This window comes from Corticimicrobacter sp. (assembly GCF_040137905.1).
GTDB lineage: Bacteria > Pseudomonadota > Gammaproteobacteria > Burkholderiales > Burkholderiaceae_B > Corticimicrobacter.
Genome location: NZ_JBEFDG010000049.1, coordinates 1 through 26,520, shown reverse-complemented (window position 1 = coordinate 26,520; position 26,520 = coordinate 1). Strand labels below are relative to the sequence as shown.

Sequence of the window (26,520 nt, the reverse complement as noted above, 5' to 3'; positions counted from 1 at the left end):
CTCCCGTTTGCCTGGCCGCCATTGTATTCACCGGAGCTGATTGCGATAATAGCCACCCAATGTAAATCATTCATTCCTCATGAGCACAAATCAGGTCACGGCACTGATGGATGAGATGGCCGTTTTCGTCTGTGTCGTGGAAGCCGGCAGTTTCTCCGCCGCCGCCCGGCACCTGGGTTCGACCCCCTCTGCCGTCAGCCGGGCCATCGCCCGGCTCGAAAAGGGGCTCGGGACACGCCTACTGCACCGTACGACCCGCAAACTGGGATTGAGCGAAAGCGGCACGCAGGTCTATGGCCACTGCCGCGACATGCTGGGCTCTGCCCAGGCAGCATTGGCCGTCTCGGGCCAACTGCACGACACGCCGCAGGGGCAGATCAGGGTCAGCGTACCCAAGGCCGTCGGTCGCTTCGTGGTCCATCCCCATATGCCCGATTTCCTGGCGCAGTATCCACACATCGACCTGCTGATGCGCCTGGACGACCGCTATGTGGACCTGATCGACGGGCAGATCGATATCGCCCTGCGCATTACCGACCAGCCGCCCCCCGGCCTGATGGGCAAGCGGCTGTTCGACATACGCCATCTGGTCTGTGCCACGCCCGAGTACCTGGCCCGGCATGGCACGCCATCGCATCCTGGCGACCTCACACGACACAGTTGCATCTACCTGGGCGAGGAGCCGGGCGATGCGCGCTGGAAATTCCGCCGCGACGGCAAGCCCGTGAGCGTCGATGTACAGGGGCGCTATGCCGCCAACCATACCGGCGTGCGGCTCGATGCCGTGCTGCGCCACCTCGGTATTGCCAGCCTGCCCTATTTCACGGCAAAGGAAGCACTGCAGCAGGGTGCGCTGGTCAGGGTCCTGCCGGACTGGACATTTCAGACCCAGTATTGCGGTGCCCTCTGGGCCCTGTATCCGCCGATGCGCCGCCTGCCCGCCAAGCTGCGGGTATTCATCGCATTCCTGGCAGAACGGCTGGCCGACGATCCGCGCTAACCCTGCCCGCGCATCCTGTCGATCAGCCGCCGGTCACGCTTGGTGGGACGCCCGGCTTCGAGATCCAGCGCCGGCTCCGGTGCCAATCGTCGCATCTCGGCGGCCCGCTCCCGGGCGGCAGTGCTGGCTGGCGTTTCCTCATAGAGTTGTCGCGCGACCGTGGCCGGCCCACGCGCTCCGCTGACGGCACGTACCCGCACCTCGATGGGTGGATCCTCCTTGCGCACGGTCACCAGATCGCCCGGCCCGACCTCCCGGGCCGGCTTGGCTGGCTGGCCATTGACCTGCACCCGGCCCTTGCCGATTTCATCCGAAGCCAGGCTGCGCGTCTTGTAGAAGCGAGCCGCCCACAGCCACTTGTCGAGCCGTATCCTGTCACTCATGGTATCCACTCAAAATGCATACTCTATCTCCACTTCCTGGCCGACACGCAACTCAGCCCCCTCGGGAGCCGCCGCCACACCGTTCTGGCCAAACATGATGCCATCAGTCTGCTGTCGCGTTCGTGCCAGCGCCTTGCCCGGCTGGCTGCCGGAAGCTGCGGTCGCGGGATCGATATCGGGAATCGAACAGCGTGCGCATGGCTTGACCAGCGCAATGCGCACGGTACCGATCTGCAGTTGCGCCACATAATCCTCGTCGTAGCCTTCCAGTCCATCCAGCACGATATTGGGCCGAAAGCGATTCATGCCGACCGGCTCGTCACCGTCGGCCCTGATCGCCCGGTTCAGCTCGTCGAGCGATCCCTGGCTGGTCACCAGCAACGGGTAGCCATCGGCAAAGCCGAAGGCATGCTCGGCAGGAAAATCCGTTTCACCCTGGCGCGCGATCCATGCCTGCACGCGCGTCATGCTGGCCAGGCGTCGTTGCGCCGGATCCTGCGCCACGAGCCGGCATTCGGTACCCAGCGTTTCACCCAGCCAGACTGCTACGGCATCACCCATATCAAGCACACGCAGGGGATCATTCCAGACGGCTGTCTGCATCGCCGCGCCCTGTACCGGCGCGGAGATATCCACGACACAATCGGTACGATCCGGTGCCTGCAATCGCAGCGTCCCTGTCTCGATGCCGACCCGGATCAGCGCCATGCGCGGCCACTGGCGCTGTGTCATGAAACGTCCCCCGGCATCCACGATCATCCATTGCCGGTCATGGCGCAGGCCCGCCGCGCTGATCGGGCTGCGCAGCAGGTCTATGCCGGCGCAGGACTTGATCGGGTAGATATGCAGACTCTTGACGATGATACTCATGATGGCAGCGTTTCCAAAGGCGCAGACACAGACACCCACACTCAGCCCGCCAGCATAGCGCACAGGGATTGCCGGCGTCGCCGCCGTCGGCAGCGGACCAGACAGCGGCATGCTGCCCAATTCGTGAGCAGACCGTGCCGGACCCGCATGGCCACGTCATCTGACTGACATGTTCCGGGCTTGTGCCCAAGGTTATCCACAATTGCTGGGGAAAACCCGGAGGTTGTTCGCGACCATCAGTCATCTGCCAGATTACTGTATATGCAACCAGCCATGATATGCCATAATGGCGGCATCATGGCCATCCAGTCCGATACGCTCGCCCCCCTGCCCGATGCTCCTCGCATCGTCGCGCCCCAGCCTGTCTCGCCCAACGAAGAATCCATCGAACGGGCACTGCGTCCGCGCGCGCTGCACGATTACGTCGGCCAGCAACGCACCCGCGAACAACTGGAGATCTTCATTTCTGCGGCGCGCAGCCGCCAAGAAGCACTCGATCATGTCCTGCTGTTCGGCCCGCCCGGCCTGGGCAAGACCACACTGGCCCACATCGTCGCCCACGAGATGGGTGCGCAATTGCGCCAGACCTCCGGCCCGGTGCTGGAGCGCGCCGGCGACCTGGCTGCCATGCTGACCAATCTCGAGCGCAACGATGTGCTGTTCATCGATGAGATCCATCGCCTGTCGCCCGTGGTCGAGGAAATCCTCTACCCGGCCATGGAGGATTTCCAGATCGACATCATGATCGGCGAAGGCCCGGCTGCCCGCAGCGTCAAGCTCGACCTGCAACCGTTCACGCTGGTCGGTGCCACCACGCGCGCCGGCATGCTCACCAATCCCCTGCGCGACCGCTTCGGCATTGTCTCGCGGCTGGAGTTCTACACCGCCGACGAGTTGTCCAGCATCGTGACGCGCAGCGCCGGACTGCTCAATGCGCAGATCACGGCCGATGGCGCAGCCGAGCTGGCACGCCGTGCCCGCGGCACACCCCGTATCGCCAACCGCCTGTTGCGCCGCGTGCGCGACTACGCCGAAGTCAAGGCCAACGGCATCATCGATGCCCAGGTCGCCCATGCCGCGCTCACCATGCTGGATGTCGATCCGCAGGGGCTCGACCTGATGGACCGCAAGCTGCTCGAAGCCATCGTGCACCGCTTCGATGGCGGCCCGGTCGGCATCGACAGCCTGGCGGCTGCCGTCGGCGAAGAGCGCGACACCATCGAGGATGTCATCGAGCCCTACCTGATCCAGCACGGCTACCTGCAGCGCACGCCACGCGGGCGCATTGCCACCCAGACCACCTGGCGTCACCTGGGCCTGCAGCCGCGTGGCGCGGCAGGCAATCCGCCGCTGTTCTGACCTGTCTGCTATTCGGTATCGTCCGGCAGGTCCAGTTCGCTCATCAGCCACTGCCTGAACACCCCGATCGCATGCGTGCGCCGCGTCACCCGCGAGTAGGTCAGGTAATGGCCGGTGTAATACACCTCGCGCTCGACCAGCATCAATGGCCTGACCAGTTGCCCGCTGGCCAGCTCCCGCTCGGCCAGCAAGGTTGACTCCAGCGCCACTCCCAGGCCGTCGGCGGCCGCTGCAATCGCCATGAAACTGCGGTCAAAGCGCGCCCCGCGCAACGGTGGTGCCGACAGTCCGTTTTCCTCAAACCAGCCGGACCAGCGTATCTGCTTGACATCGCTCTGGATCAGCGGCACCCGATACAGGTCATCCAGGCTGTGGATACGTTCCGCCATTTCCGGCGTGCACAACGGCGTCAACAGTTCCCTGCCGAGCGGTATGGCCACCTGCCCTTCGGAGCGCGGCTTGCCGTAGACCACATCGAGATCGAACTCGTTGTATTCGAAGCGGACGTATTCGGTATTGGCTGCGAGCCGCAGGTCGATCTGTGGATGGGTTTCGAGAAAGCGCCTCAGCCTGGGCATCAGCCATTGCGCTGCAAAGCTGGGCGCGGAATGCATCCGCAAAATGGTTGGCCTGTGACTCGACACCAGATCGATGCCATGCCGCAGTTCATCGAGTGCACGGCCGACATGGCTGTAGAGCGTTTCTCCGGCCGGTGTCAGAGCGATGGAACGGGTACTGCGCTTGAAGAGAGCCGTGCCGAGGTTGTCTTCCAGACGCCGGATCGCATGACTGACCGCACTGGGCGAAAGACACAGTTCATGCGCGGCTGCCCGAAAGGAACCGGTTCGGGCCGCAGCCTCGAAAGTGCGCAGTACAGAGATGGGGATATTTCGCAGCATGCTAGGGAAAACGACTAGATTGGTGAAACAGATTCATCAATAGGTGCAATTATAGCGTTTGCCGACCCTTTTTCAGGTTGATAGGATTCATCCATAACATCCAATAAACCTGCAAGGAGACAGCATGCTGCTGCAAGACAAAGTCGCCGTCATTTCCGGCGCAGCCAGTCCTCGAGGAATCGGCATGGCCACGGCCCGCCTGTTCGCCAGCCAGGGGGCCAGCGTCGTGATTCTGGATCTGGACGAAACCGCTGCCCGCGAGGCAGCCGGCCAGTTGCCCGCCGGCAACCACCTCGGCCTGGCCTGCAATGTCGCCAGTCGTCGCGACTGCCAGCAGGCAGCAGCCACCACGCTGGCACACTATGGCCACATCGATGCCCTCATCAACAATGCCGGTATCACCCAACCCGTTCGCACCCTGGATATCGACCCGGAGAGCTGGGATCGCATTCTCGATGTCAACCTGCGTGGTGTGCTGTACCTGAGCCAGGCCTTCCTGCCATCCATGCGTGAACGCAAGGCCGGCAGCATCGCCTGCATGTCCTCTGTCTCGGCGCAGCGCGGCGGCGGCATTTTCGGTGGCCCGCACTACTCGGCGGCCAAGGCAGGTGTCCTTGGCCTGGCCAAGGCCATGGCCCGTGAGTTCGGCCCCGACAATATCCGGGTCAACTGCGTCACGCCGGGTCTGATCCAGACCGACATCACCGGCGGCAAGCTGACCGACGAACTGCGCCAGGACATCATCAAGGGCATCCCGCTGAACCGCCTCGGCAACGCCGAGGATGTGGCCAATGCCTACCTTTTCCTGGCCTCCGGGCTGTCCGCCTACATTACCGGCGCCGTCATCGACGTCAATGGCGGCATGCTGATCCACGGCTGATTCCAGGAGACGCACATCATGCAGACATCCCCCCACGATACGGCAGCCCCTGCCCGCTCCCTGACCGAACTGCGCAACGCCGCCTGGCGCATCCGCCGCTATGCGCTACGCATGGGCGAGGTCCAGGGTCAGGGCTATATTGGACAGGCCCTCGGTATGGCCGACATTCTGGCCGTGGCCTACCGCCATGCCTTGACCTACCGCCCCGACGATCCCGACTGGGAAGGCCGCGACCGCTTTCTGCTGTCCCATGGCCACTATGCCATCGCCCTCTATGCCGCCCTGATCGAGGCCGGCGTCATTGCCGAGGCCGAACTCGAGACCTATGGCAGCGACGATAGCCGCCTGCCCATGTCGGGTATGGCGACCTACACGCCCGGCATGGAAATCTCGGGCGGCTCGCTCGGGCAGGGCCTGCCCATTGCGGTCGGCATGGCACTGGGACTGCGCCAGAAAGGCAATCCGGCCTTCGTCTACAACTCGATGTCCGACGGCGAACTGGACGAAGGCTCGACCTGGGAAGCCGCCCTGTCGGCGGCCCATTACGGGCTGGACAACCTGATTTGCCTGGTCGATGTCAACAACCAGCAGGCCGACGGTCCCTCGGGCAAGGTCCTGGGCTTCGAACCCCTGGCCGACAAATGGGCCGCATTCGGCTGGCATGTCCAGCGGGCCGATGGCAATGACATCGATGCCGTGCGTAGCGCATTCGACCAGGCGCGTGAGCTGGGCGCGCGCCAGCCCCGGGTCATCCTGTTCGATACGCTGATGGGCAAGGGCGTCCCCTTTCTTGAGCAGCGCGAGAAAAACCATTTCATCCGGGTCGAGGCCGACGAGTGGCAGCAGGCGCTCGATATCCTGGATGCAGCCCGCCAAGGAGAGGCACGATGAGCAATACGCCCACCCATGACAAGCCCCGGCTGAAAACCTCGGCCATGATCGCCTCGATTGCCGGCGAAAACCAGCGCACCGAAAGCGCCCCCTTCGGTCATGCGCTGGTCGAACTGGCGCAACAGCGACCGGATATCGTCGGCATGACGGCCGATCTCGCAAAATATACCGATCTGCACATCTTCGCGCAGGCGTATCCGGAACGCTTTTTCCAGATGGGCATGGCCGAGCAGTTGCTGATGGGCGCAGCCGGCGGCATGGCCAAGGAAGGATTCACGCCATTCGTCACGACCTATGCTGTCTTTGCCTCGCGCCGTGCCTACGACTTCATCCACCAGGTCATTGCCGAAGAGCATCTGGATGTCAAAATCGCCTGCGCACTGCCTGGCCTGACGACCGGCTATGGCCCCAGTCACCAGGCAACCGAGGATATCGCCATTTTCAGGGGCGTACCGGGACTGGTCATCATAGATCCCTGCGATGCCCTCGATACCCGGCAGGCCGTTGCCGCCATGGCGGCGCACAAGGGGCCGGTCTACATGCGCCTGCTGCGCGGCAAGGTTCCCCTGGTACTCGACGAATACGACTACCGTTTCGAACTCGGCAAGGCCAGCCTGCTGCGCGACGGCAACGATGTGTTGATCATCTCCAGCGGCCTGATGACCATGCGCGCCCTGGAAACTGCCGACCGCCTGCGACAGGACGGCATCGATACAGCCGTTCTGCATTCGCCCACCATCAAGCCGCTGGATGCCGACACCATCCTGTCCGAAGCCGGCCGCAAGCCACGGCTGGTGGTCGTCGCCGAGAACCATTCGGCCATCGGCGGGCTGGGCGAAGCCGTTGCGCATGCCCTGCTTGCCGGTGGCGTGAGTCCGGCAGGCTTTCGTCATATCGCCCTGCCCGATGCTTTCCTGGATGCGGGTGCCCTGCCCACGCTGCATGACCGCTACGGCATCTCGACGGAGGCCATGACGGCATCCATCAGAAACTGGCTGTAAACCTGCCCAGCAGCATACATACAATAAGAGGTAAACAGGCAGCCGCCCTCGCGGCTGACCTGCCCTGACAACAAGGAGACAAACATGAAAATCACCCGCAGAACCTTCCTGACCGGTGCCATTGCAGCGGCCCCCGTCTTTCCCGTTTTCATGCGCCAGGCGCATGCTGCCGTCACGCTGACGCTGGGACACGGCGCAGCCCCCAACAATCCACGCGCCCTGGCGTCCGAACATTTCGCCAAGCTGGTTCAGGACAAGACCAGCGGTGCCGTGCGCATCAATATTGCAGGTGCCGAGCAACTGGGCAGCGATGCCGCCATGCTGACCAGCCTGCGCACCGGTGTGCTTGATTTCAGCGTCAACAGCCAGGGCGCGACCGCTGCCGTCGTGCCCGAACTCAACACGCTCGGATTGCCCTTCCTGTTCCGCGACCCGGCCCATGCGCTGGCAACCCTCAACGGCCCGATCGGCACCACACTGGCCGAGCGCCTGCAGGCCCGTGGCCTGACCGTACTGGACTGGTGGGACAACGGCGTGCGCCATGTCACCAACAGCAAGCGCCCCATCCATGCGCCGACCGACCTGGCCGGCCTCAAGGTCCGGGTGCCGGCCGACGCCATGCTGATGGACATTTTCAACGCCCTGGGTGCCAGCCCCGAGCAGATCGCCTTCGGCGAACTGTATCTGGCCCTGCAGCAAGGCGTCGTCGATGGCCAGGAAAATCCGCTGGCCAACATCGACAGCTCCAAGCTGTATGAAGTCAATCCCTATATCAGTCTGACCGGCCATGTCTGGCAGAGCAACCCTTTCCTGATGGCCCGCATGACCCAGGGCAAGGTCGGCCAGCCGGAGCTGGCCGCGATCCAGGAGGCGGCTCGGGAGGCTGGCGACATGCAGCGCAACCTGATGCGCGAAGCCGACGAGGCGCTGGCCCTGGCCTTCCGCGAACGGTCCGGCGTGCAGGTCAACGAGGTCGATCGCCCCGCCTTCCAGCAAGCCACGATCGCCATCGCGGAAAACTGGAAGAAAAAGCCCTTCGGCGATCTGGTCACGCAACTGCTCGACGCCGCCGCGCAGTAACCCGACCGCATCAAGGGGAATGTCATGGCTGCAACCCATACGCTGCAAGCAAGAATCATCGCGCTGTCCCACTGGCTCGACCTCCAGATACGTCGTCTCTGCACGCTGTTGCTGCTGTCGACGACACTGGTGCTGCTGGTCGGACTCAGTCTCAATGTCGCACTGCGTTACCTGCTGCAGGGCGGTGGCCTGGGCTGGGCGGCGGAACTGCCCGCCTTCCTGTTCCCCTGGATGATCGCTGCCGGCATCGTCATGGCGGTCCAGCAGGGCGTGCACATCTCCATCGACATCCTGAGCCAGCGCCTGGGCGTCAAGGGGCGCTGTGCGCTGGCCCTGGGCGTGAACATCCTCATCGTCATCGCCTACCTGGTGCTTTTCAACGTCATCCTGACCATGATGGAAATCGTCTCGTTCGAGCGCAGCCCGCTGCTGGACCTGCCCCTGAGCTGGGCCTATGCCGCGCTGGCCTTTGCGGCCCTGGGCACGACCCTCTGCAGCCTGACGATTGCCCTGCGCATCGCCCTGCAGGGCCAGGCCGGCCTGCCCGCCGCACTCGAGGAGAACTGACATGATCGTTGTCATGATCATCACTTTTTTCGCGCTGCTGATCCTGTCGGTGCCGGTCGGCCATGTGCTTATCATGGCCTCGGGTGCGGCAGTGCTCTCCAGCGACTTCCTGCCGCTCAACCTGATTGCGCAGCAGATGTTCGCCCCCACCCAGTCCTTTCCGATGCTGGCCCTGCCGTTCTTCATCCTGGCGGGCAGCCTGATGATGAGCGGTGAGCTGGGCCGCTACCTGATCGAATTCGCCAAGTTGCTGGTGCAGCGCTATCGCGGCGGCCTGGCATCCGTCACGGTGCTGGGCTCGGCCACGGTAGGCGGCGTGGCCGGCTCCGCCGTGGCCGACGCTACCGCCATGGGCTCGATCCTGATCCCCTGGCAAAAACGTGAAGGCTATCCGGCCGGCTTCGTGGCGGCCAACAATGCTGCCACCTCGATGATTGCCGTCCTGATCCCGCCTTCGATCCCCATGATCCTGTACTCGCTGGTCTCGGGCGTCTCGATCAGCGCCCTGTTCCTGGCCGGCGTCCTGCCGGGCCTGCTGGTAACGGCGGCATTCATCCTGGTCTGCAACCTGTCGGCACGCCTGCGTGGCTTTCCCTACCATCGCGCGCCGTTCGACTGGGTCCGCTTCTGGCCTCTGCTCTGGAAGGCCCTGCCCGCCCTGGCCCTGCCGGTCCTGATCCTGGTACTGCTGCGATTCGGCATCGCCACCCCGACCGAAGTATCGGTGCTGGCCACGCTTTATTCCCTGTTCATGGGCCTCGTGGTCTACCGTGATCTGGATCTGCGCAAGATCATCCAGGCCACGCTGGCAGCAGGCATCTCCACCGGGATCGTCATGCTGGTCATCATGGGTTCGGCCGCCGTCGCCTGGCTGGTTACCTACGCGCAGATTCCTCAGGCCTTTACCGCCTGGTGCCTGGAAACACTGCAGGAACCCTGGCTCATCATCCTGCTGTTGAACCTGATCATGCTGCTGGTGGGCATGTTCATCGACCTGCCGGCAGCCATCCTGCTGCTGGGGCCGATCTTCGTGCCGCTGGCCCAGCAGATCGGCCTGGATCCCCTGCAACTGGGCATCATGATGGTCCTGAATCTGAGCATCGGCCTGTATACACCGCCGGCCGGGACCACACTGTTCATTTCCAGCACCATCGCCAAGGTGCCGGTACTGGGCGTGGTGCGCGAGCTGGTGCCGTTCTACCTGGCCGCCCTGCTGATCCTGGCCCTGTTCAGCTACGTCCCGGCCCTGACACTCAGGTTTACCTGATCACGATGTACTGTCGGCGTCGTACACTTATGGGCTATCCTGCTGCTATTGTTTCCGACAAGGACGGCCCATGCTTTTCCTGCTTTCTCCCGCCAAGAAACTCGACTACGACTCCCCGCTTGCCACCGATGTCCACACCCAGCCACTGTTCGTGGAACAGGCCAGTGAGCTGATCGGCACGCTGCGCACCAAGAGCGCCGCCGACATCGCCGGCCTGATGAGCCTGAGCCCGGCTCTTTCCGAACTCAACGCCAGACGCTATGCCGACTGGCAGCCCAGCTTCAGCCTGCAGGACTCGCGCCAGGCCATCCTGGCCTTCAACGGCGATGTCTATGAAGGCCTGCAGGCCGGCTCACTCCAGGCTGCGCAACTCGACTGGGCACAAAAACACGTCGTGATTCTCAGTGGTCTCTATGGTGCCCTGCGCCCGCTCGACCTGATGCGTCCCTATCGCCTGGAAATGGGTACGCGGCTGACCACGGCACGCGGCACCAACCTGTACCAGTTCTGGGACGATCGCATCGCCGGCTACCTCAACCAGCGCCTGCGCGAAGATGCCAGTCCGGTGGTGATCAACCTGGCCTCGGAAGAATATTTCAAGGCCGTCGACCTCAAGACCCTCAAGGCGCGTGTCGTGCAGTGCGTCTTCCAGGACTGGAAAAACGATGCCTGGAAAATCATCAGCTTCCATGCCAAGCGTGCACGCGGCCTGATGGCACGCTACGCCATCGAGCACAAGGCGGCCACGCCGCAGGCATTGCACGGTTTCGATGCCGAAGGCTACCGCTACGCAGCAAACGCATCCAGCCCTGAAAAACTGGTGTTCCGACGCCGCCAGGACTGATTTCGGCGCAGACAGCCATCCTCATGGTACGGATGGCGATTTACACGCACGATCTGATCACGACAGATTGTGCCCCGCCGGGCCATACATGGCCGTCGAGGCCGACAGCACGCTCATCAGCGTCACGCAGTCCGTCAGCTCCTGGCGCACCGCCAGATCGAGCGGTGTCCTGCCCTCGGCATTGGCCCGGTTCGGATCCGCACCGGCCGTCAACAGACTGGTGACGATCTCCCGCACATGTGCTTCGCCAATGCCGTCCGGCCCGTCCGGCGACGACATCAAGGCCGTGTGCAGCGGTGTATTGCCGGCATGGTCGGCGGCATTGGCATCAATACCCTGTTCGCAGCAATAGCGCACGATATCGAGGTTGCCTCGGTAGGCCGCATAATGCAGCGGGGTGATCAATGCGGCATTGGCCTTGTACTCCACCTCCATCGCTTCCATCGCCGTCCGGAAAAAATCCATCGCCGAGGCATGATCGTTGCGCAGGCTGATGGCATGGAGCAGATTGTTGCCATTGCCGGCCACATGATGCAGCGTCTCGAGGATACGCTGGTCATGCCCCATGCTGTTGGGATAGCGCAGCTCGCCAAACTCCATGGCAATCATCAAGGGCGTGCGCCCGCGACCGTCGAGACGGTTGATATCGGCCCCCTGCTTGAGCAGCAAGTGGAAAATATCGAACCGGTCCATGTAGATGGCGCAGATCAGCGGCGTATCGCCATCCTCATCGACAGCCTCGATCTCGGCCCCCTGCTCCAGCAGAAGTTCGACGATGCGCAGCTTGGCCGGCGCATCGAACTCATACTTGTCTTCGCAGTCCGCGTCTTCGGGGTAACTGTCATAGTTGTACGACCCCATGATGGCCTGATGCAAGGCAGAGCGCTGCTTGGCCCCGGCCCGGTTGACATCCGTACCGTGTGCCAGCAATGCCTCGACCACGGTCAGGCAGCCATAAAGCGCCGCAGCCGTCAGCGGAGTATCACCATCGGGATCGGTCTGGTTGACATTGGCACCACCGGCCAGCAATGCCAGGACGGTTTCGCGCCGGTTTTCCTTGCCGACCCAGTCCCAGTTGCTGATGGCCCGGTGCAGTGCGCAAGAATTGTCGAAGCCCCCTTCTGCATGTACGTCCGCCCCGCGCTCCAGGAAATAGCGCACCAGCGCCGTCTGGCATTTGGAGGCCGCGTACAGGAGCGGCGTAGCGTTCTGCCGGGTGCGGGCCTCTATATCCAGCAGGCCGCGACGTTCCAGTTCATCCAGGTAGCGGATGATTTCCTCGGCCGGGTGGCCGCTTTGTCGCGTGCACAGATAGTGCACAAGCTGTTCTTGCTTGATGCAGGTTCTGCGGTGCGGGTCGGCACCATGATCGAGCAGCAGGGTGAAGACATCGAACAGACTGTGGGCAGCAGCCTCCTCCAGCGCCGTGGTGCACAGCCGCGTCACGCCCGACGTACTGTTCGCGCTCGGCTGGAGCCGGGCCTGCGTTTCCACGTTCGGATCGGCACCATGCTCGAGCAGTTGCCGGCACACGCGCCAGACATAGGCCTGGTGCTCGGGTGTCTTGCGCTCCAGGAAGCCCGGGCGGATCGAGTCCATTGCATAGATCAGATAAGGCTCATCGATATACTCGGTGGTCTTGCCGTTGACATGCCACCGGACACAGCGATCCAGGTCATCGACACGTTCAAGCAGGTACTCCAGTGTCCTTGCTGCGGACACGGACACGATGGCCTGTCGCAGGGGATCGCCCGATTCCGGGCTGTTCACATCCAGTATCTCGGACTCGGGCAGGGCCTCCAGAAACGGGCTGAGGTCCTCATGCATGTGCGCATAGCGCAGGAAATAGGCCACGATATTGCCGCTGAAGTCATCGGTCCTGATCTCGGCATTCAAGGGCCAGCCGATATCGAGCACCCGACGCATCAGCGGCATGCTGAACTGCGCGCTGTACATGCATGCGGCCTCCGGCAGCAATCGCGACCGGTTCACCCAGTCATGGACTTTTTCTCCGTACTCGAAGGTCTCGTTCAGCGGCAACTCGGCATTGCGGCTGCGATAGATTGCATGCAACCGCAGCAGGACATCGCAGGTCTGGCTGTGGTTCATGCCGCCCCGACCGGGCCGCGCATTGAACAGTTGGGAAAAGATCGTCCGTCCCTTGTAGTCACGATAGAACAACTGGGCACCACGATCGGCCAGCAGCCCGGCATACTCCATGTGCTCGAGCCATACGGCCAGATAGAACGCAGACAGGCCGTGGCACTCGATGGCAGCACCACGATCCAGCAGCCAGGGAATCAGGGCATCGCTGTGCTCGACCTTTTCCGGCCAGCCGACCGCCATCTGCAGTGCGCTGACCACAAACGGATCGCAGACCGCATCGGTGTTGATATCCGCGCCTTTATCCAGCAACTCGCCCAGCAAGGACAGCTTTTCCTCGCAGGAAAAACCGGAGGCCACCGCGAGGTCGCGGAACATGCGGTGCACGCTGGGACTGTCCTGCGGCAGATCCTCGACGATCTTGCGCATGCCCCTGGCGTGATGCAGGCGTATGCTGACCGGCAGATCCAGCCCGCACGCCTCGTTCACGGCCATCAGCCGCAGGGTCAGCGCCGGGCTGAAGTTGTCCCTGACAAAAAACGGTGCCAGCCAGATGCGTTCGTTTTCCGGAATGCGCACACCCAGCTCCAGCAGCCGGACGAATCCTGCCCACTTGCGCTGCTCCAGCGCACGCAGTGCCAGCCCCACATGTCCCGAGGCATCCATGTCGAGATCGGCGACCAGGCCGGACTCGTGCAGTATATCGAGCACCCGCTCGAAGGTCGCCTCGCTCGGAGCGATGCTGTGATCCGGCAGGGACGGGTTATGCAATGCCACATACAGTGGCGAGAGCCATGCCCCGGGTGCCAGGTTCACGTCGGCACCCAGCCGGATCAGCCAGCGCACGCGCTCCAGACTGATGCTGCCCGAGGTCATACCCAGATAGTGTGCCAATACCGTTCTGGACGTGGCCCGCGTATCAATCTGGTTCAGATCCAGCCCCTGCGAGATCAGGAAAGCGAACAGTTTTTCATCGACACCCTCGTGTCGAATCAGGGCATGCAGCAGCGGCAACCCGTCTATCTGTTCCGGCAGCGGCACACCCGCCGCCACGAAGGCTTCGATCAGCGGCAGCGACAGCGACCGCAGCACCTCCTCCATCAGCCCCCGGCGCTGCCCCGGATCGCCCGTTGCGGGTTCGCAGCCCAGCGACAGCAGGTAGCGGGCAACCTCGGCCTGATTGCCCAGCACGGCATGGTGGAGCGGCGTACGCCCATATTCGTCGGGTTCGTTGCAATTGTCGGCATTGATGTAGCGGCGGACGCTCTGCAGGTTGCCGGCCTGGATGGAATCACACAGATCCTGCGGCTTGCGACGGAAAAACATGGACGTGAGGTGCCTGTGGCGAATGCAAAGGACGCATCATATCCGCCTGTGGCCTCCCGTGCTTTGCATACCGTGCAAAACACCACCTCGACTTGATGACCGTCAGTCGCCTTCGGCTTCGCGCAGCACCGCGCTTTCCTGACGAATCATCTGTGCGGCACGCACCATCTGCTTGAGCGAGTAGCGCAGGTCATCGAGCTCTGGCGGCAGGTCCGACAACGCTTCGGGCTGGGCAGGTACCGCACCCTTTTCACCCAGCATGCGATCCAGCCAGAGCAGTGTCTGCAACACAGTGGGTGGTACGCTGTCGAGCGTCGCCAGGCGTGCAATGATCGCACTGATCTGCGATGCCAGCACATGATGCTGGATCAGCATATTGTTCAACTCGGGCACGTGATGCTGTTTCGAGCGTGGCTCATTCATCATCCGGTAGAACGCCTCGGCATAATTGCCGAAGGCGATGTGCACGTTCTTGCGCGCCAGTTGCATGTTGATGCGCGCCTCTTCGGCTTCATTCTGCCCGCCCTCGCCAGAAGAGGTGCCGGCCTCCTGTTCCGCAGCCAGCCCTTGCCCCGCGCTTTCCGGCACAACCATCGATACCGGCAAGCCGGATTCACCCGCGGTCGAGTGGATCGCCTGCAGGCGATCCACATACAGCATGCCAGCCTCCAGGTAATGCCGGTTGGCACGGGTGGCCGCCCGCACCAGTCCGCCCATGTGACGGGACTCCCACCAGGGCAGCACATAGCTGCACAGCAGCGCGATCACGCAGCCGATCAGCGTATCCAGCGCACGCTCGCCGATCACCATCAGCGAACCGGGTGCCATGAAATGAAAACCCAGCAACACGAACACGGTATTGAAAGCCGAGCTCAACATATAGTTGAGCAGCAGCAGGCTGTTGCCCATGATGCAACTGACTACCAGTGCCAGCAGCAGCCATGAATTGCCGATGCCCAGTTTCATCAGAATCACCGTTACCACGCAGCCCAGCAGCGTGCCGCTCAATCGCCATGCATTGCGCTGGCGGGTCATGGCAAAACCCGGCTTCATGATGACCACGATCGTCAGGATGATCCAGTAGCCATGCTCGATCAGATGACTGCCGGAGAGCCAGAACGACGAGACCATCAGCCCCAGCGTCACCGCCAGGCTGACCCTCAATGCATAGCGGAAATGCGGCGAGTTGAGCCGCAGATGGCTGCGCAACAGCCCCAGGCGAAAGCTCTGGCGCGACAGGAAACGGGTCAGTGACTGCTGCAGGCGCGCTCCGCCAATGGGCTGGATCGCACCACGTGCCTGGGTATGCTCATAGAGCCGCTCGACGATCCGCGTGGCATTGCGCAGCCGGCGCAGTACCTGGATCAACAGGGCATAGACCTCCGGCTCGCGGCGGGCATAATCCTGTTGGCGCAACTGATCGATCTCGAACTCGATGGCGCGCAACTCGGCCTTGACGCTGGTACGGTGCAGTGCCGGCCGGTTGCGGGCCACCGCCAGCGCAATCCTGCGAAGGTCATTCGACAGCTTGCCCAGCGCATCGCGCGCGAACAGCAGCACATCGGCATCATGCAGGGCGCGCCGCAGCAGGGTGTAATCCGTCGAGGTCGCCACCATGGTATCGAGGATGGCGATCATGTCGATGAAGATATTCCACAGCCGCACCCGTGCCGGGTGCCCCGGTGCCGCCCCGCGCGTGCGGGTCTGCACCATGCGCAGGATCATGTCGCGTGCCGCCTGATGCTCGTCGGTCATGCGCGCCTGGCGCAGGATCAGCCGCCGGTAGCTTTCATCGAGATCCAGCGTGCTGTCGTACAGGTCTGCACGCGCGGCCACGTAGTCGGCCGTCGCGAACAGTGCCGTCGACAGCGCCTGACGCTCCTGGCGCAGCCCCATCAGCCAGCCCAGCCCCAGGCTGAATGCCACGTAGAACAATCCGCCGCCCAGCGAAGCCAGCACATGAGGCCAGACCTGCGCCGGGGTCAGCGGTGTATGCATGGTGATCGTCATCAGCAGCAGGCAGGCGAAGCCGATCAGCCCGCCTCGCAGTCCGAACACCGTCAGCATCGAGAAAAAGAAACTCTGGCCGATGATCGCCACCCAGATCAGCCACTCGTGGCCGCTGGCCAGGCCCGTCACCGTGACGGTCAACGTCCCCAGCAGCGTCGCCAGCAGCATCTCGTTCATGCGGTGGCGATGCGGCCCAGGCTGGTCGATGATGGCCACGCACAAGGCCCCGAACGTCGCCACCAGGCCCATTGCGTAAAGGCCGAACAGGCCACCCAGCACCACGACCGGCAACAGCATGCCGACAGCCTGCCTCACTCCGGTAAAGAGATGGTGGCTGTAGATGAACTGGGTCAGTTGGCCGAAGCGGATGTCCATGCTGCGTGGTGGTGATGTCGCGACCGTCTTTTTAACACTTATGTTGTCGGCCTAATACCGCCAATGGCACATCAGGCCCAGATGCCTGAAAGACGCAACCATTCTGCGCATCACACCGCCAGCTCCACCCTGTCGCGCCCACCACGCTTGGCGAGATAGAGTGCCTGGTCTGCCCGTGACAAAAGTGTCGACATGTCGGTGTGATGCGCCGCATGCCAATGCACCACGCCGATACTGGCCGTAAAGACCACCGCGTCCCCTGCATCGGATTCGACTTCGATGCGTTTGATCGCGCTGCGCAGGCGCTCGGCAACCGCCAGGGCATCCTGCCGTCCTGTTTCAGGCAGAAAGACTGCAAACTCCTCGCCCCCCAGCCGCCCGAAGAGATCAGGATCACGCAGCATCTGCTGCACGGTCGCCGCCAACTGGGCCAATACCTTGTCTCCAGTTGCATGGCCATAGGTATCGTTGATCCGCTTGAAATGATCGATATCCAGCATCAGCACGCTGGCCTGCAAACCTCGACGCTTGAGCCTCTCCAGCGCCGCCACGCTGCGCTCCATGAAGACCCGCCGCGACAGCGCATCGGTCAGCGCATCGTAGCTGACCGCATGATCCAGCGACTTGAGCAGACGGTCGCGGGCTGCATTCACGCACGAAACCGTCAGCGGTGCCAGCGCAATCAACAGCACGCCCATGCGCAACGACATCATCGCATGCACGTATTCGTCAACGAACAGCAGACTGGCCAGAGATGCCGACATGAACAGCAGCAAGATCGCACAGGTCACGGCCGTGACGGCAGCCGTCTGGAACAATCGATACTCGAGTGCACACCACAGCAGGGCCAGCACGGGATAGGCAATCGCCCCCGGCCCACCGATCCACCAGGCCAGCACGATACTGGCCACCAGTGCCAACAACGGATAAGTCTGCCGATGGTGCCAACGCGTCCAGAACGCATCTTCCTGACGCTGCCCGCCCGGCTGCTGCGCGGCAGCGGCATAAGGGATACTGAGCAGCAACGGCAGAAACATCACGTAGTTCAACAGCTCCCCACTGAACCACAGCCCCCAGGCATTTGCCAGGTTATATTCCAGGGTCACTGCCAGCAATCCGCATCCCGCCAGGGCCGAAACGGCAGCCGCCCCCAGGCATACGGCAAACAGGTGCAGCATGACAGCGGGTTCGGAAAGCTCAGACAAGCGTGCTCTTGAGCGATGCAACATAAAATAGCCTGCCGCGACCCCCGACAGGTTGGCGACCGCCAGCCACAGCGCCACTGCGGGCATGCGCCCAAGCAGCATCTCGGCACAGACATACGCCAATGCGGCAGCCCCCCACGCAGCCAGCGTGTTGTACTTTGGCACACGCACAAACAGCCCCAGCAGCAGCGCATTGGCCGGCCACAGGATGGAAAAGCCATCGAACGTCCGGGTCAGCCCCCCCAACAGCACGGCCAGCAGCGTCACGCCAAATATGGCCAGCACCTGAATGAAGCGGGCAGGCTGGCGATGATGGTCGGTCTTGAGCAGAGCGGTACAGAACTGTTGCATGGCGGCTCTCGATTGTTTTTTTTGTCGAATCAAGTGTAGCCGCGCCCGTGCACGAGTGACACACCGCAAAAAACAACTATTGTCAAGAATGCCGTGATCCGGACAGGCCGGCACGCAAGGCCGCATCGGCCTCTGGCATCTGCGTCTCGCTGAATACGCTCAATCCCGCCTGGATCAGCAAAGCTGCCGTTACCCCCTGGGCGGCCACCATCGTGCCGCCGAAGGTTCCATCGTAGATATGGCCGGTACCACAGGAGGGACTCCCCTCCTTGAGCACGGCCACCCGTATACCATGCTGACGTACCAGCGCCAGGGCGCGCGCTGCGCCCTCGACAAAGGCCGCCGAGAGATCCCGCCCACACCGATCCAGCACCCGGGCACGCCCGGCCAGCACGGCATGGCCTTCGGCCCCCGGCGCGATCTCGGCTGGCAGGCGCGGCACCGACAGGCCACCCGCCAGCTCGGGACAGCACACCACGACACGACCTTCGGCACGCCAGCGCTGCAATATCGTGCTCTCCAGACGCTTGTGTGCACCATCGTAGCGTACAGGCTCTCCCATCAGGCAGGCGCTGACCAGCACCCGCTGCGGTGGCGCGCTGACCGGTGCCAGTGCCGCTGTCGTCGTATCGGAATCGTGATTCATATCAGGCAGGAATGATCCTCATGGAGCCGGATATTGTCAATTCACGCAAAAATACTGTATAAATAAACAGCAAATAAATTGCCAACCATGAGATTGCCAACCATGACCTACACCATCACCCTCCAGGATGCCCCGCACGACATGGGCGAACGTGCCCGGCTGGAAGCCGAGGCTCGTTTTCGAAAAACCCTGGAACGCGCCCTGGGTGGCGAAGAGGCCGTCGCCCCGGCCTATCGCGCCTGGCAGCAGGCCGAAGAATCCTCGGAGTCGGAACTGTCCGATACCGACATCACGCTGGCACGCCAGTGGCTGACCGCCGCCGGCAGGGCCCGCAACGACGGGCTGCATGCGCTCGGCGAAGGCGAGGCATATTTCGAGGTGCGACTGGCGCGCTGAGACCCCTCGCATGCGTTCATTGTCCCGGCACCGCCACACTGAGTGGGGCCATCAACAGCGGATAGGGATTGATGGCTCCACCTGTTTCATAGATGCCATAGTGCAGATGGGGCGGCGTACCGCGCGCATTGCCGGTATCCCCCATATAGCCCACTACATCCCCTGCCGCCAGCAATTGGCCGGTAGAGATATCGGCATAGTCATCCAGATGCGCATAATAATGGCGCTGCCCACCCGGCCCCAGCACCCAGACCACCTGCCCGCCCAGGTTGTTGGTGCCGATACGCACCACGACACCTTCAGTGGCTGACAGCACCGGCGTACCACGCCGGGCAAAAATATCGATCCCCTCGTGCCGGCGACCACTGGAACGGGCTGCCCCCCAGGTATCGGCCAGTTGACGCGGCACCACACCCTGCACAGGCACCGGCAAAGCCACGGGCGCATCCTGCAGCAGCATCCGCACCATATGCCAGGGCGCACGCGCCGCATCGGGCAGTCTCGGCCAGCCCCAGAGAGCCAGCCCGGCCAGCAGGGCCAGTACCAACAGCCGCCGCAAAAACCGTCTTGTGCCAGACACCCCGGTCGACATCGTCATTCATTCTCCTCGCTCACAGCGTACCCCCGCTGCGCCAGCATTTCTTCCAGCGCACGACGGCCTGGTCGAGCGCCCTCGCCGACCCCACTCCATCCGTCAGCAGGAAGGCATTGATAAAGGCCACCGATCCGGTGCGATGAAAGCGGATGCCATGATCTGCCAGGACCCGCATCCGTGCCCAGGCCCGCTGATCCCGCCTCGGCGGTGGCGTGAACAGATATCCCATATCGCGAGCCGGTGCCTTGCAAGTCGGGCAGATCGCCATCCGCGCCTCATCTGCTGCGGGTCGCCAGCGGACGAACGCCGTGCGACAGGAAAAGCAGGCCCAGCGGCTGCGGTAATCGCGCGTATCTGCCTGTGCCACCACCGTTTGCAGCTCTTCACTCCATACTTTGCGCATCCTTGCTCTCCCCATCCGACCGATTCGCCCGACCCGGCCCGTATCGCTCAGGCCGTACTGTCCCAATAGAAATGCAGCCAGCCATCGCGATATTCTGCCAGCAGGGAAACGATCAGGTCACGATCGATTTCCTGCATCAGCAAAGCCCCGACAAAACCTGCCAGCAGCGGCAGAAACAGAGGATCCCGCAGGTCGCTGGCGCTGGCCTGCAGGCGTGTATTGAATTCGTCTTCACCTATGGGCCGGAATGCAGCACTGCGCAGATAACGGGTGAACACACTTGCACGAGTCGCTCCGCACCCCAGGCGTTCTGCCCCCACGACCTGCCCCTCTCCCGCCTGCCCCTCTCCCGCCTGCCACTCCGCGGCCAGCCACATTGCCAGTCCATCATGCGCTGAAGATTTGCGCAACCAGCTCACACGGATGGTTTCCTCTGAACTGGCATGGATGAATGCATCCGACAGATACACCCGCATCTCAAGCGCGCAAGCCGTGCGACGGGCGATGGCTTCGAGATCGCCAGCCTCGATCACCCGTTCAAGATCGGCTCGGGTAAACAAGTGGACGGGCTCAGGCAATGCCATATCGACTCCTCAGAGCGTCTGCCAGATAACGGCCGTAACCTGCAGCGATAACCTGCTCGGCCGTCGGCATATAGCGATGTACTACGTGCGGCTGGAGAAAATAGAGATCCTCGAACGGTGTGTCACAGCACACACAAATCAGGCGTTTTTTCGACATGGCAGCCTCGATCCGATCAAGGTCATCCAGATCCACATACAGCGTATCGCACTCATGGCAATGCACCCAGATATGGCCGCAATGCGCACAACGCAAAAACACCAGATCCTCGTCGCCACAGCAGCGAAAATGGAACGGATCAACCGGCTGATCTTCCGGAAACAGTACGCAATTGTTTGGCAGGCCACGCATTTGGACAAGGCAACTCAGAAAGTGATCGATGCAATAATGGTAGCCACAACCCTCATCGATATATACGGAAGAAGCATCGTGTCCATCGCATTCGAAGCCATGATTTTTGCACGACACGCGCACAGGAATCAGGTACGCAAATACTCCGGCACCCCTTATGCAGACCATCTGGCAGAAGTCGCCGGTATTGTAGCCACAGTCGCCCACGAGGCCCATCAAGGTGCCAGCGCAGACGCCATGATCGCATCGGCATGGCTGCACGACTGCGTGGAAGACCAGGATGTCACGCTAGCGGACATCGAGAGCCGCTTCGGCACAACCGTCGCCCTGGGCGTGGCGGGCCTGTCCGACCTTGAGCAGGGCAACCGTGCCACGCGCAAGCGCCTGTCATGCGAGCGGCTGGCCGCCTGCCCCGGCTGGATACAGACCATCAAATGCGCCGACCTGATCAGCAACACCAGCAGTATCGTCAGGCATGATCCGCACTTCTCGATTGTCTACCTGCGTGAAAAACGTGATCTGCTGAATGCGATGACGAAGGCGGATCGGCGGTTGTGGGAGTTGGCTTGGGAGGAGCCAGTAGTGGGGTGATCGATTGTGGGTGACGGTTTTCGACCCATCGCAGCCTTTGGAGCCGGCCTAGCCCATGGCTGCCTTGCAGTGAACGCAGTCGGTCGCCAATCGCTTAAGGCTCATTGGAATTTCCTCCAATGAACTTCGACATCACTGGCGGTGCGCAGCACAGCGGCGTGCTTTATTTCAGGGCCGTGTTGGCCTTGGCGTTCAGCTTGGTCTTGAATAGCCAGTCGCGGTAGTCGTTGAGGTCGCCGTCGAAGGGTTCGACCTGGCCGTCGGCTACGATGATGAACTGGTCGGTGGTGGCACGCAGTAAGTGGCGATCGTGCGATACCAGCACCAGGGTGCCTTCGAATTGCGCCAGGGCCATGGTGAGCGCTTCGCGGGTTTCCAGGTCCAGGTGATTGGTCGGTTCGTCCAGCAACAGCAGGTTGGGTCGTTGCCAGACGATCAGCGCCAAGGCCAGGCGGGCTTTCTCGCCGCCCGAGAAGGGCGCGATGCTGCTTGTTGCCATCGCCCCGGCGAAGTTGAAGCTGCCCAAGAAGTTACGCAGTTCCTGTTCGCGGGTGCCGGGAGCCTGCTTGATCATGTGCCACAAGGGCGATTCATCGTGGCGTAGCATCTCGACTTGATGCTGGGCGAAATAACCGATCGACAGGCCCTTGCCGAAAATCGCCTCGCCGCCCAGCGCCTGCAATTCCCCGGCGATGGTCTTGATGAAGGTGGACTTGCCCGCTCCGTTCACGCCGAGCAGTCCAATGCGCTGGCCGCCCTGCAGCGAAAAATTGATGTCCTTGATGACGATCTTGTTGGCACCGCCGTCGTCCGTGGCGGGGTAACCGGCCTGGACGGCGTCCATGAGCAGCAGCGGATCGGGTGCGCGGTCCGGCTCCCGGAATTCGAAGGAAAACTCTGCAGCGGCGCGCAAGGGTGCCAACTCTTCCATCTTCGCCAGTGCCTTGATCCGGCTTTGCGCCTGGCGCGCTTTCGAGGCCTGGGCTTTGAAGCGATTGATGAACGATTGCAGATGTGCGCGTTGGCGCATCTGCTTTTCGATGGCACCGGCTGCCAGTTCCAGTTGTGCGGCGCGCTGGCGTTCGAAGGCGGAATAGTTGCCCGCATAGCGCTTTAGTTTGCGCTCATCGACGTGAACCACCACGTTGACCACCTCGTCGAGGAAGTCGCGGTCATGCGAAATCACCAGCAAGGTGCCGGGATAGCGCTTCAACCAGTCTTCCAGCCACAGGATGGCATCCAGATCCAAGTGGTTGGTGGGTTCGTCCAGCAACAGCAGTTCGGACGGGCACATTAGCGCTTGTGCCAGGTTCAGCCGCATCCGCCAGCCACCTGAAAAGCTGGTCAGGGGCTGGTCCATCTGAGCCATCGAGAAGCCCAGGCCGGTCAGCAACTGTTCCGCCCGCGAGCGGACGGTGTAGGCGTCGGCATCTGCCAGGGCTGCATACAGCTCGCCGATCAGCAGGCCGTTTTCGGATGTGTCGGCAGCGGCTTCCACCTCGGCCAGCCGGGCCTCAAGGCGGCGCAGTTCTACATCGCCGTCGATTGCGTAGTCAATGGCCGAGCGATCCAGCGCCGGTGTTTCCTGCGCCACATAGGCCACGCGCCAGTTCGGGGGGTAGCTGAGATCCCCCTGGTCGGTGTGAAGTTCACCGCGAAGCAGGGCGAACAGGCTGGATTTGCCCGCACCGTTGGCGCCGATAAGGCCTATCTTGTCGCTGGGGTTGAGGATGAGATCGACTTTCTCCAGCAAGGGCTTGACGCCTCTTGCCAGCGAGACTTGCTGAAACCGGATCATGCAGGGAAGGACCGCTTGGGAATAGGAGTAATGCCGAAAACCGGCGGGGGAGAGGATAACCGATTCAGGCGATGGCTGCCCGTACGGTATCCAGATAGGGGTTCGTAAGCAGTGGCCCGCTACCGAATGACTGGTGGTATACGGGACGACGTCTCCCCCATTTTCGCCAACGAACAGTATGCTTTCGACCCAAAGCTGAAGTTCACCAAGGGCGGCTTTCCAGCGTCGCAACACTTGGCCTCTCCGCATTGGATGCGTCACATGCACGCATCGCATGCACTTCACCAGGGTGCTGACCGAACGTCAATGCTTGACAACTTGCTGCACGCGTCCCTCGCTACGATATCAACCTACCTGCACGGTTATGACGGGAAACGGATGAAGCAGTAGAAGCCCGCTTTTCCCGCCGAATAAGCAGTAACGGCTGGTAATTCCAGGCTATATCAGCAAGATTGGTAGATTTTCCTCGCGGTGAGACTAGTCTGTGAGAGATTAATCTCCGGGTAGTTGGCGCGGACGAAATCGCAGAAAACCTGCTGCAGACGAAAAAATTTTTTGCCTTCTTCCTTGATAAGGTCGTATTGCTTTTGCTCCGCGGGATCCTGGATGAAATCCCCCGGCATGTAGAACCGGAGAGTAGAACTTCTCGGGATGAGGTCGTACGCCGGAGTGCTTCGGATCAGGCCTGCCAAGTACATCCATTGATCCACCCACTCAGACAGATGAGTCTTTAGCTGCGCGTCGTAAAGACCAAAGGTGTTGGAACCCATGGTGCTCGAGATGGGGGTTGTGTGCTCCAGGAAGTTGATGTTCACAAACTTCGGCACATAGTAGAGGTACCCTTGCGTTGCATCAATGTCGATGACGCTGAGCAATTGCGTCAGGCTCTGAATGTCTCGAGCGCGATGCAGCGAGATGCTTGGGGAAACCAGGGGCGTAGATGTTGGTACAGGTGAAGGATGAAAGAACGGCTGGTAATGCTTCGCAAGCTCGCGCGGGTCGCCCGAAAGATCGTGCTCAATGGCATCCCAGAACACGATGTCCACGGTGAACTTTCCTGCTGCTGCACGAGTCGCAGACAGAGCCCTGACGTGCGCCTGTAGCGTCTTGTCGGTGTCGGCTGTCGTAGCGATGAAAAGGCTCTGGAGGGCAGGTTTGAACTTCTCGGCTTCCGCGATCTCCGCTGCGATGAGAGCAGTGGTGATGCCATGTATGGTGTTCTTGCATTGAATGCCGACGGGGCGCGACAGATTGTCCTCTCCGTAAATATCTACGCCGAGCTGCGCCTGCCCCTGCCGGCCATGCCGTTGCAGATCGGGGCTTCTCCAGCGCGTCTTGAAGGAGCTGAGGCAGATGTCTTCAAACTCGTCCCAACTCGTGGGCTTCGGGTAGCGCGCATTGGCAAGTGTTGGCATTGATCCTCCTTCGTTGATGAATCCGCACAGGCGATCCTGGCACCTTGCGCATAGGCACCTTTTCAGGTTGCAAATTTTCTGCTCTTGGCCGATTCCAGACAGCCAGAACCTCAAGCCAAATCCAATATTAACCACAACCCAAAACAATCGCACAAAAAAACGCCACCTATAAAGGTGGCGTCAGCATCCCCAACCTGCGGGAAAAAATTCTTGGTACCCCCCCCGTGAGTCGAACACGGCACCAACGGATTATGAGTCCGCTGCTCTAACCAAGCATGAGCTAGAGGGGCGAAAAGAGGGCTATTTTACACATTTTGGTGTGCCATTGCCCCCTGATGCCTGCAAAGGGCTTACTGCCCTTCCAGGAAACTCTTGAGCTTGTCGGCGCGGCTCGGGTGGCGCAGCTTGCGCAGTGCCTTGGCCTCGATCTGGCGAATGCGCTCGCGGGTCACGTCGAACTGCTTGCCGACTTCTTCCAGCGTCTGGTCGGTGCTCATCTCGATACCGAAGCGCATGCGCAGCACCTTGGCCTCGCGCGGGGTAAGCGAATCGAGCACTTCCTTGACCACGTCGCGCATCGAACCATGCAGCGCGGCTTCGGCCGGGGCCAGCGTAGCCGTGTCCTCGATGAAATCGCCCAGGTGCGAATCGTCGTCGTCGCCGATGGGGGTTTCCATCGAAATCGGCTCCTTGGCGATCTTGAGGATCTTGCGGATCTTGTCCTCGGGCATGTCCATCTTCTGTGCCAGGGTAGCGGGATCGGGCTCGGCACCGGTTTCCTGCAGGATCTGGCGGTTGATCCGGTTCATCTTGTTGATCGTTTCGATCATGTGCACCGGGATCCGGATGGTGCGGGCCTGGTCGGCGATCGAGCGCGTAATGGCCTGGCGAATCCACCACGTGGCATACGTGGAGAACTTGTAGCCGCGCCGGTATTCGAACTTGTCCACCGCCTTCATCAGGCCGATGTTGCCTTCCTGGATCAGGTCGAGGAATTGCAGGCCGCGGTTGGTGTACTTCTTGGCGATGGAGATCACCAGACGCAGGTTCGCTTCAACCATCTCCTTCTTCGCGCGGCGAGCTTTCGCTTCACCGATCGACATGCGACGGTTGATGTCCTTGATTTCGGCCAGGCTCAGGCTGCTTTCTGTTTCCAGATCGACCAGCTTCTGCTGGCAGCGCTGGATGTCAGCCTGCAGGTTGCCCAATGCTTCGGCGTACTTGGCCTTGCCTTTGGCGAGGTCGGCAGCCCAGTCCATGTCGACTTCATTGCCCGGGAACAGGCGCAGGAAGTCGGCACGCGGCATGCGGGCGTCACGCACGCAGAGTTGC

Annotated in this window: 24 protein-coding genes and 1 tRNA gene; 11 read left to right on the top strand and 14 right to left on the bottom strand. The window is 61.9% G+C overall.

Annotated elements, in window-relative coordinates:
* Positions 1-79: 79 nt before the first annotated feature.
* Entirely contained in the window at positions 80-1,000 is a 921-nt protein-coding gene (locus ABN482_RS08425; protein WP_349503563.1) for a LysR family transcriptional regulator, read from the top strand.
* Here ABN482_RS08425 and ABN482_RS08420 read toward each other — a convergent pair.
* Both ABN482_RS08420 and ABN482_RS08415 read right to left on the bottom strand, forming a co-directional pair.
* Positions 997-1,383, bottom strand: a complete 387-nt coding sequence (locus ABN482_RS08420) for an RNA-binding S4 domain-containing protein (RefSeq protein ID WP_349503562.1) — start codon at positions 1,381-1,383, stop codon at positions 997-999. The genes ABN482_RS08425 and ABN482_RS08420 overlap by 4 nt on opposite strands.
* 9 nt (positions 1,384-1,392) lie before the next feature.
* Positions 1,393-2,253: an MOSC domain-containing protein gene (locus ABN482_RS08415; RefSeq protein WP_349503561.1), complete on the bottom strand. Its 861-nt coding sequence runs from the start codon at positions 2,251-2,253 to the stop codon at positions 1,393-1,395.
* Between the two features lie 297 nt (positions 2,254-2,550).
* Between ABN482_RS08415 and ruvB the strand changes: the two genes are divergently transcribed.
* Positions 2,551-3,612 carry a Holliday junction branch migration DNA helicase RuvB gene (ruvB, locus tag ABN482_RS08410; RefSeq protein WP_349503578.1) on the top strand — a complete coding sequence of 354 codons (1,062 nt, stop codon included), beginning with the start codon at positions 2,551-2,553 and terminating at the stop codon, positions 3,610-3,612.
* 8 nt (positions 3,613-3,620) lie between these two features.
* Here ruvB and ABN482_RS08405 read toward each other — a convergent pair whose 3' ends face one another.
* Entirely contained in the window at positions 3,621-4,511 is an 891-nt protein-coding gene (locus ABN482_RS08405; RefSeq protein ID WP_349503560.1) for a LysR substrate-binding domain-containing protein, read from the bottom strand.
* A gap of 124 nt (positions 4,512-4,635) precedes the next feature.
* On the opposite strand from ABN482_RS08405, the gene ABN482_RS08400 reads away from it, so the two are divergent.
* The 7 genes from ABN482_RS08400 to yaaA all read left to right on the top strand — a co-directional run bounded on the left by ABN482_RS08400 (position 4,636) and on the right by yaaA (position 11,041).
* On the top strand, positions 4,636-5,391 hold the full coding sequence (locus tag ABN482_RS08400; RefSeq protein ID WP_349503559.1) for an SDR family NAD(P)-dependent oxidoreductase: 756 nt from the start codon (positions 4,636-4,638) through the stop codon (positions 5,389-5,391).
* An 18-nt stretch (positions 5,392-5,409) separates the two neighbouring features.
* Positions 5,410-6,282: a transketolase gene (locus ABN482_RS08395; RefSeq protein WP_349503558.1), complete on the top strand. Its 873-nt coding sequence runs from the start codon at positions 5,410-5,412 to the stop codon at positions 6,280-6,282.
* A complete protein-coding gene (locus ABN482_RS08390) occupies positions 6,279-7,283 on the top strand; it encodes a transketolase family protein (RefSeq protein WP_349503557.1) in 1,005 nt (334 codons plus the stop codon). Before ABN482_RS08395 ends, ABN482_RS08390 begins: the two co-directional genes overlap by 4 nt.
* A gap of 84 nt (positions 7,284-7,367) precedes the next feature.
* Positions 7,368-8,363: a TRAP transporter substrate-binding protein gene (locus tag ABN482_RS08385; RefSeq protein WP_109060262.1), complete on the top strand. Its 996-nt coding sequence runs from the start codon at positions 7,368-7,370 to the stop codon at positions 8,361-8,363.
* A 24-nt stretch (positions 8,364-8,387) separates the two neighbouring features.
* Entirely contained in the window at positions 8,388-8,930 is a 543-nt protein-coding gene (locus ABN482_RS08380) for a TRAP transporter small permease (protein ID WP_349503556.1), read from the top strand.
* Between the two features lies 1 nt (position 8,931).
* Entirely contained in the window at positions 8,932-10,197 is a 1,266-nt protein-coding gene (locus ABN482_RS08375) for a TRAP transporter large permease (protein ID WP_109060260.1), read from the top strand.
* Positions 10,198-10,267: 70 nt separating this feature from the next.
* Positions 10,268-11,041 (top strand): peroxide stress protein YaaA, encoded by a 774-nt coding sequence (yaaA, locus tag ABN482_RS08370; RefSeq protein WP_349503555.1) that lies wholly within the window; start codon positions 10,268-10,270, stop codon positions 11,039-11,041.
* A gap of 57 nt (positions 11,042-11,098) precedes the next feature.
* On the opposite strand, the gene ABN482_RS08365 is transcribed toward yaaA, so the two are convergent.
* From ABN482_RS08365 to ABN482_RS08350, 4 genes are all read right to left on the bottom strand, one after another.
* Positions 11,099-14,470: an ankyrin repeat domain-containing protein gene (locus tag ABN482_RS08365; RefSeq protein ID WP_349503554.1), complete on the bottom strand. Its 3,372-nt coding sequence runs from the start codon at positions 14,468-14,470 to the stop codon at positions 11,099-11,101.
* A 102-nt stretch (positions 14,471-14,572) separates the two neighbouring features.
* A complete protein-coding gene (locus ABN482_RS08360; RefSeq protein ID WP_349503553.1) occupies positions 14,573-16,855 on the bottom strand; it encodes an FUSC family protein in 2,283 nt (760 codons plus the stop codon).
* 110 nt (positions 16,856-16,965) lie between these two features.
* Complete coding sequence (locus ABN482_RS08355; RefSeq protein ID WP_349503552.1) at positions 16,966-18,411, bottom strand: GGDEF domain-containing protein; 1,446 nt, start codon at positions 18,409-18,411, stop codon at positions 16,966-16,968.
* Positions 18,412-18,493: 82 nt separating this feature from the next.
* A complete protein-coding gene (locus ABN482_RS08350) occupies positions 18,494-19,057 on the bottom strand; it encodes a 2-thiouracil desulfurase family protein (RefSeq protein WP_349503551.1) in 564 nt (187 codons plus the stop codon).
* A 102-nt stretch (positions 19,058-19,159) separates the two neighbouring features.
* Between ABN482_RS08350 and ABN482_RS08345 the strand changes: the two genes are divergently transcribed.
* The gene (locus tag ABN482_RS08345; protein ID WP_349503550.1) at positions 19,160-19,453 is read left to right on the top strand and encodes a hypothetical protein; all 294 of its coding nucleotides are present in this window, start codon (positions 19,160-19,162) and stop codon (positions 19,451-19,453) included.
* 16 nt (positions 19,454-19,469) lie between these two features.
* Here ABN482_RS08345 and ABN482_RS08340 read toward each other — a convergent pair whose 3' ends face one another.
* Genes ABN482_RS08340 through ABN482_RS08330 form a run of 3 tightly spaced genes read right to left on the bottom strand, consistent with a single transcriptional unit; the run spans position 19,470 to position 21,035 of the window.
* Positions 19,470-20,051, bottom strand: coding sequence for a M23 family metallopeptidase (locus ABN482_RS08340; RefSeq protein WP_349503549.1), 582 nt, complete (start codon positions 20,049-20,051; stop codon positions 19,470-19,472).
* A gap of 13 nt (positions 20,052-20,064) precedes the next feature.
* A complete protein-coding gene (locus ABN482_RS08335) occupies positions 20,065-20,451 on the bottom strand; it encodes a hypothetical protein (protein ID WP_349503548.1) in 387 nt (128 codons plus the stop codon).
* 47 nt (positions 20,452-20,498) lie between these two features.
* Complete coding sequence (locus ABN482_RS08330) at positions 20,499-21,035, bottom strand: hypothetical protein (RefSeq protein ID WP_349503547.1); 537 nt, start codon at positions 21,033-21,035, stop codon at positions 20,499-20,501.
* 76 nt (positions 21,036-21,111) lie between these two features.
* Here ABN482_RS08330 and ABN482_RS08325 point away from each other — a divergent pair, with 76 nt between their 5' ends.
* A complete protein-coding gene (locus tag ABN482_RS08325) occupies positions 21,112-21,975 on the top strand; it encodes an HD domain-containing protein (protein WP_349503546.1) in 864 nt (287 codons plus the stop codon).
* A gap of 163 nt (positions 21,976-22,138) precedes the next feature.
* Here ABN482_RS08325 and ABN482_RS08320 read toward each other — a convergent pair whose 3' ends face one another.
* From ABN482_RS08320 to rpoD, 4 genes are all read right to left on the bottom strand, one after another.
* A complete protein-coding gene (locus ABN482_RS08320; protein WP_349503545.1) occupies positions 22,139-23,773 on the bottom strand; it encodes an ABC-F family ATP-binding cassette domain-containing protein in 1,635 nt (544 codons plus the stop codon).
* Between the two features lie 443 nt (positions 23,774-24,216).
* On the bottom strand, positions 24,217-25,188 hold the full coding sequence (locus tag ABN482_RS08315; protein ID WP_349503544.1) for a hypothetical protein: 972 nt from the start codon (positions 25,186-25,188) through the stop codon (positions 24,217-24,219).
* 211 nt (positions 25,189-25,399) lie between these two features.
* Positions 25,400-25,478, bottom strand: a tRNA-Ile gene (locus ABN482_RS08310).
* A 60-nt stretch (positions 25,479-25,538) separates the two neighbouring features.
* Positions 25,539-26,520 (bottom strand): RNA polymerase sigma factor RpoD (gene rpoD, locus ABN482_RS08305; RefSeq protein WP_349503543.1); only part of this gene is annotated, 982 nt, incomplete at its 5' end.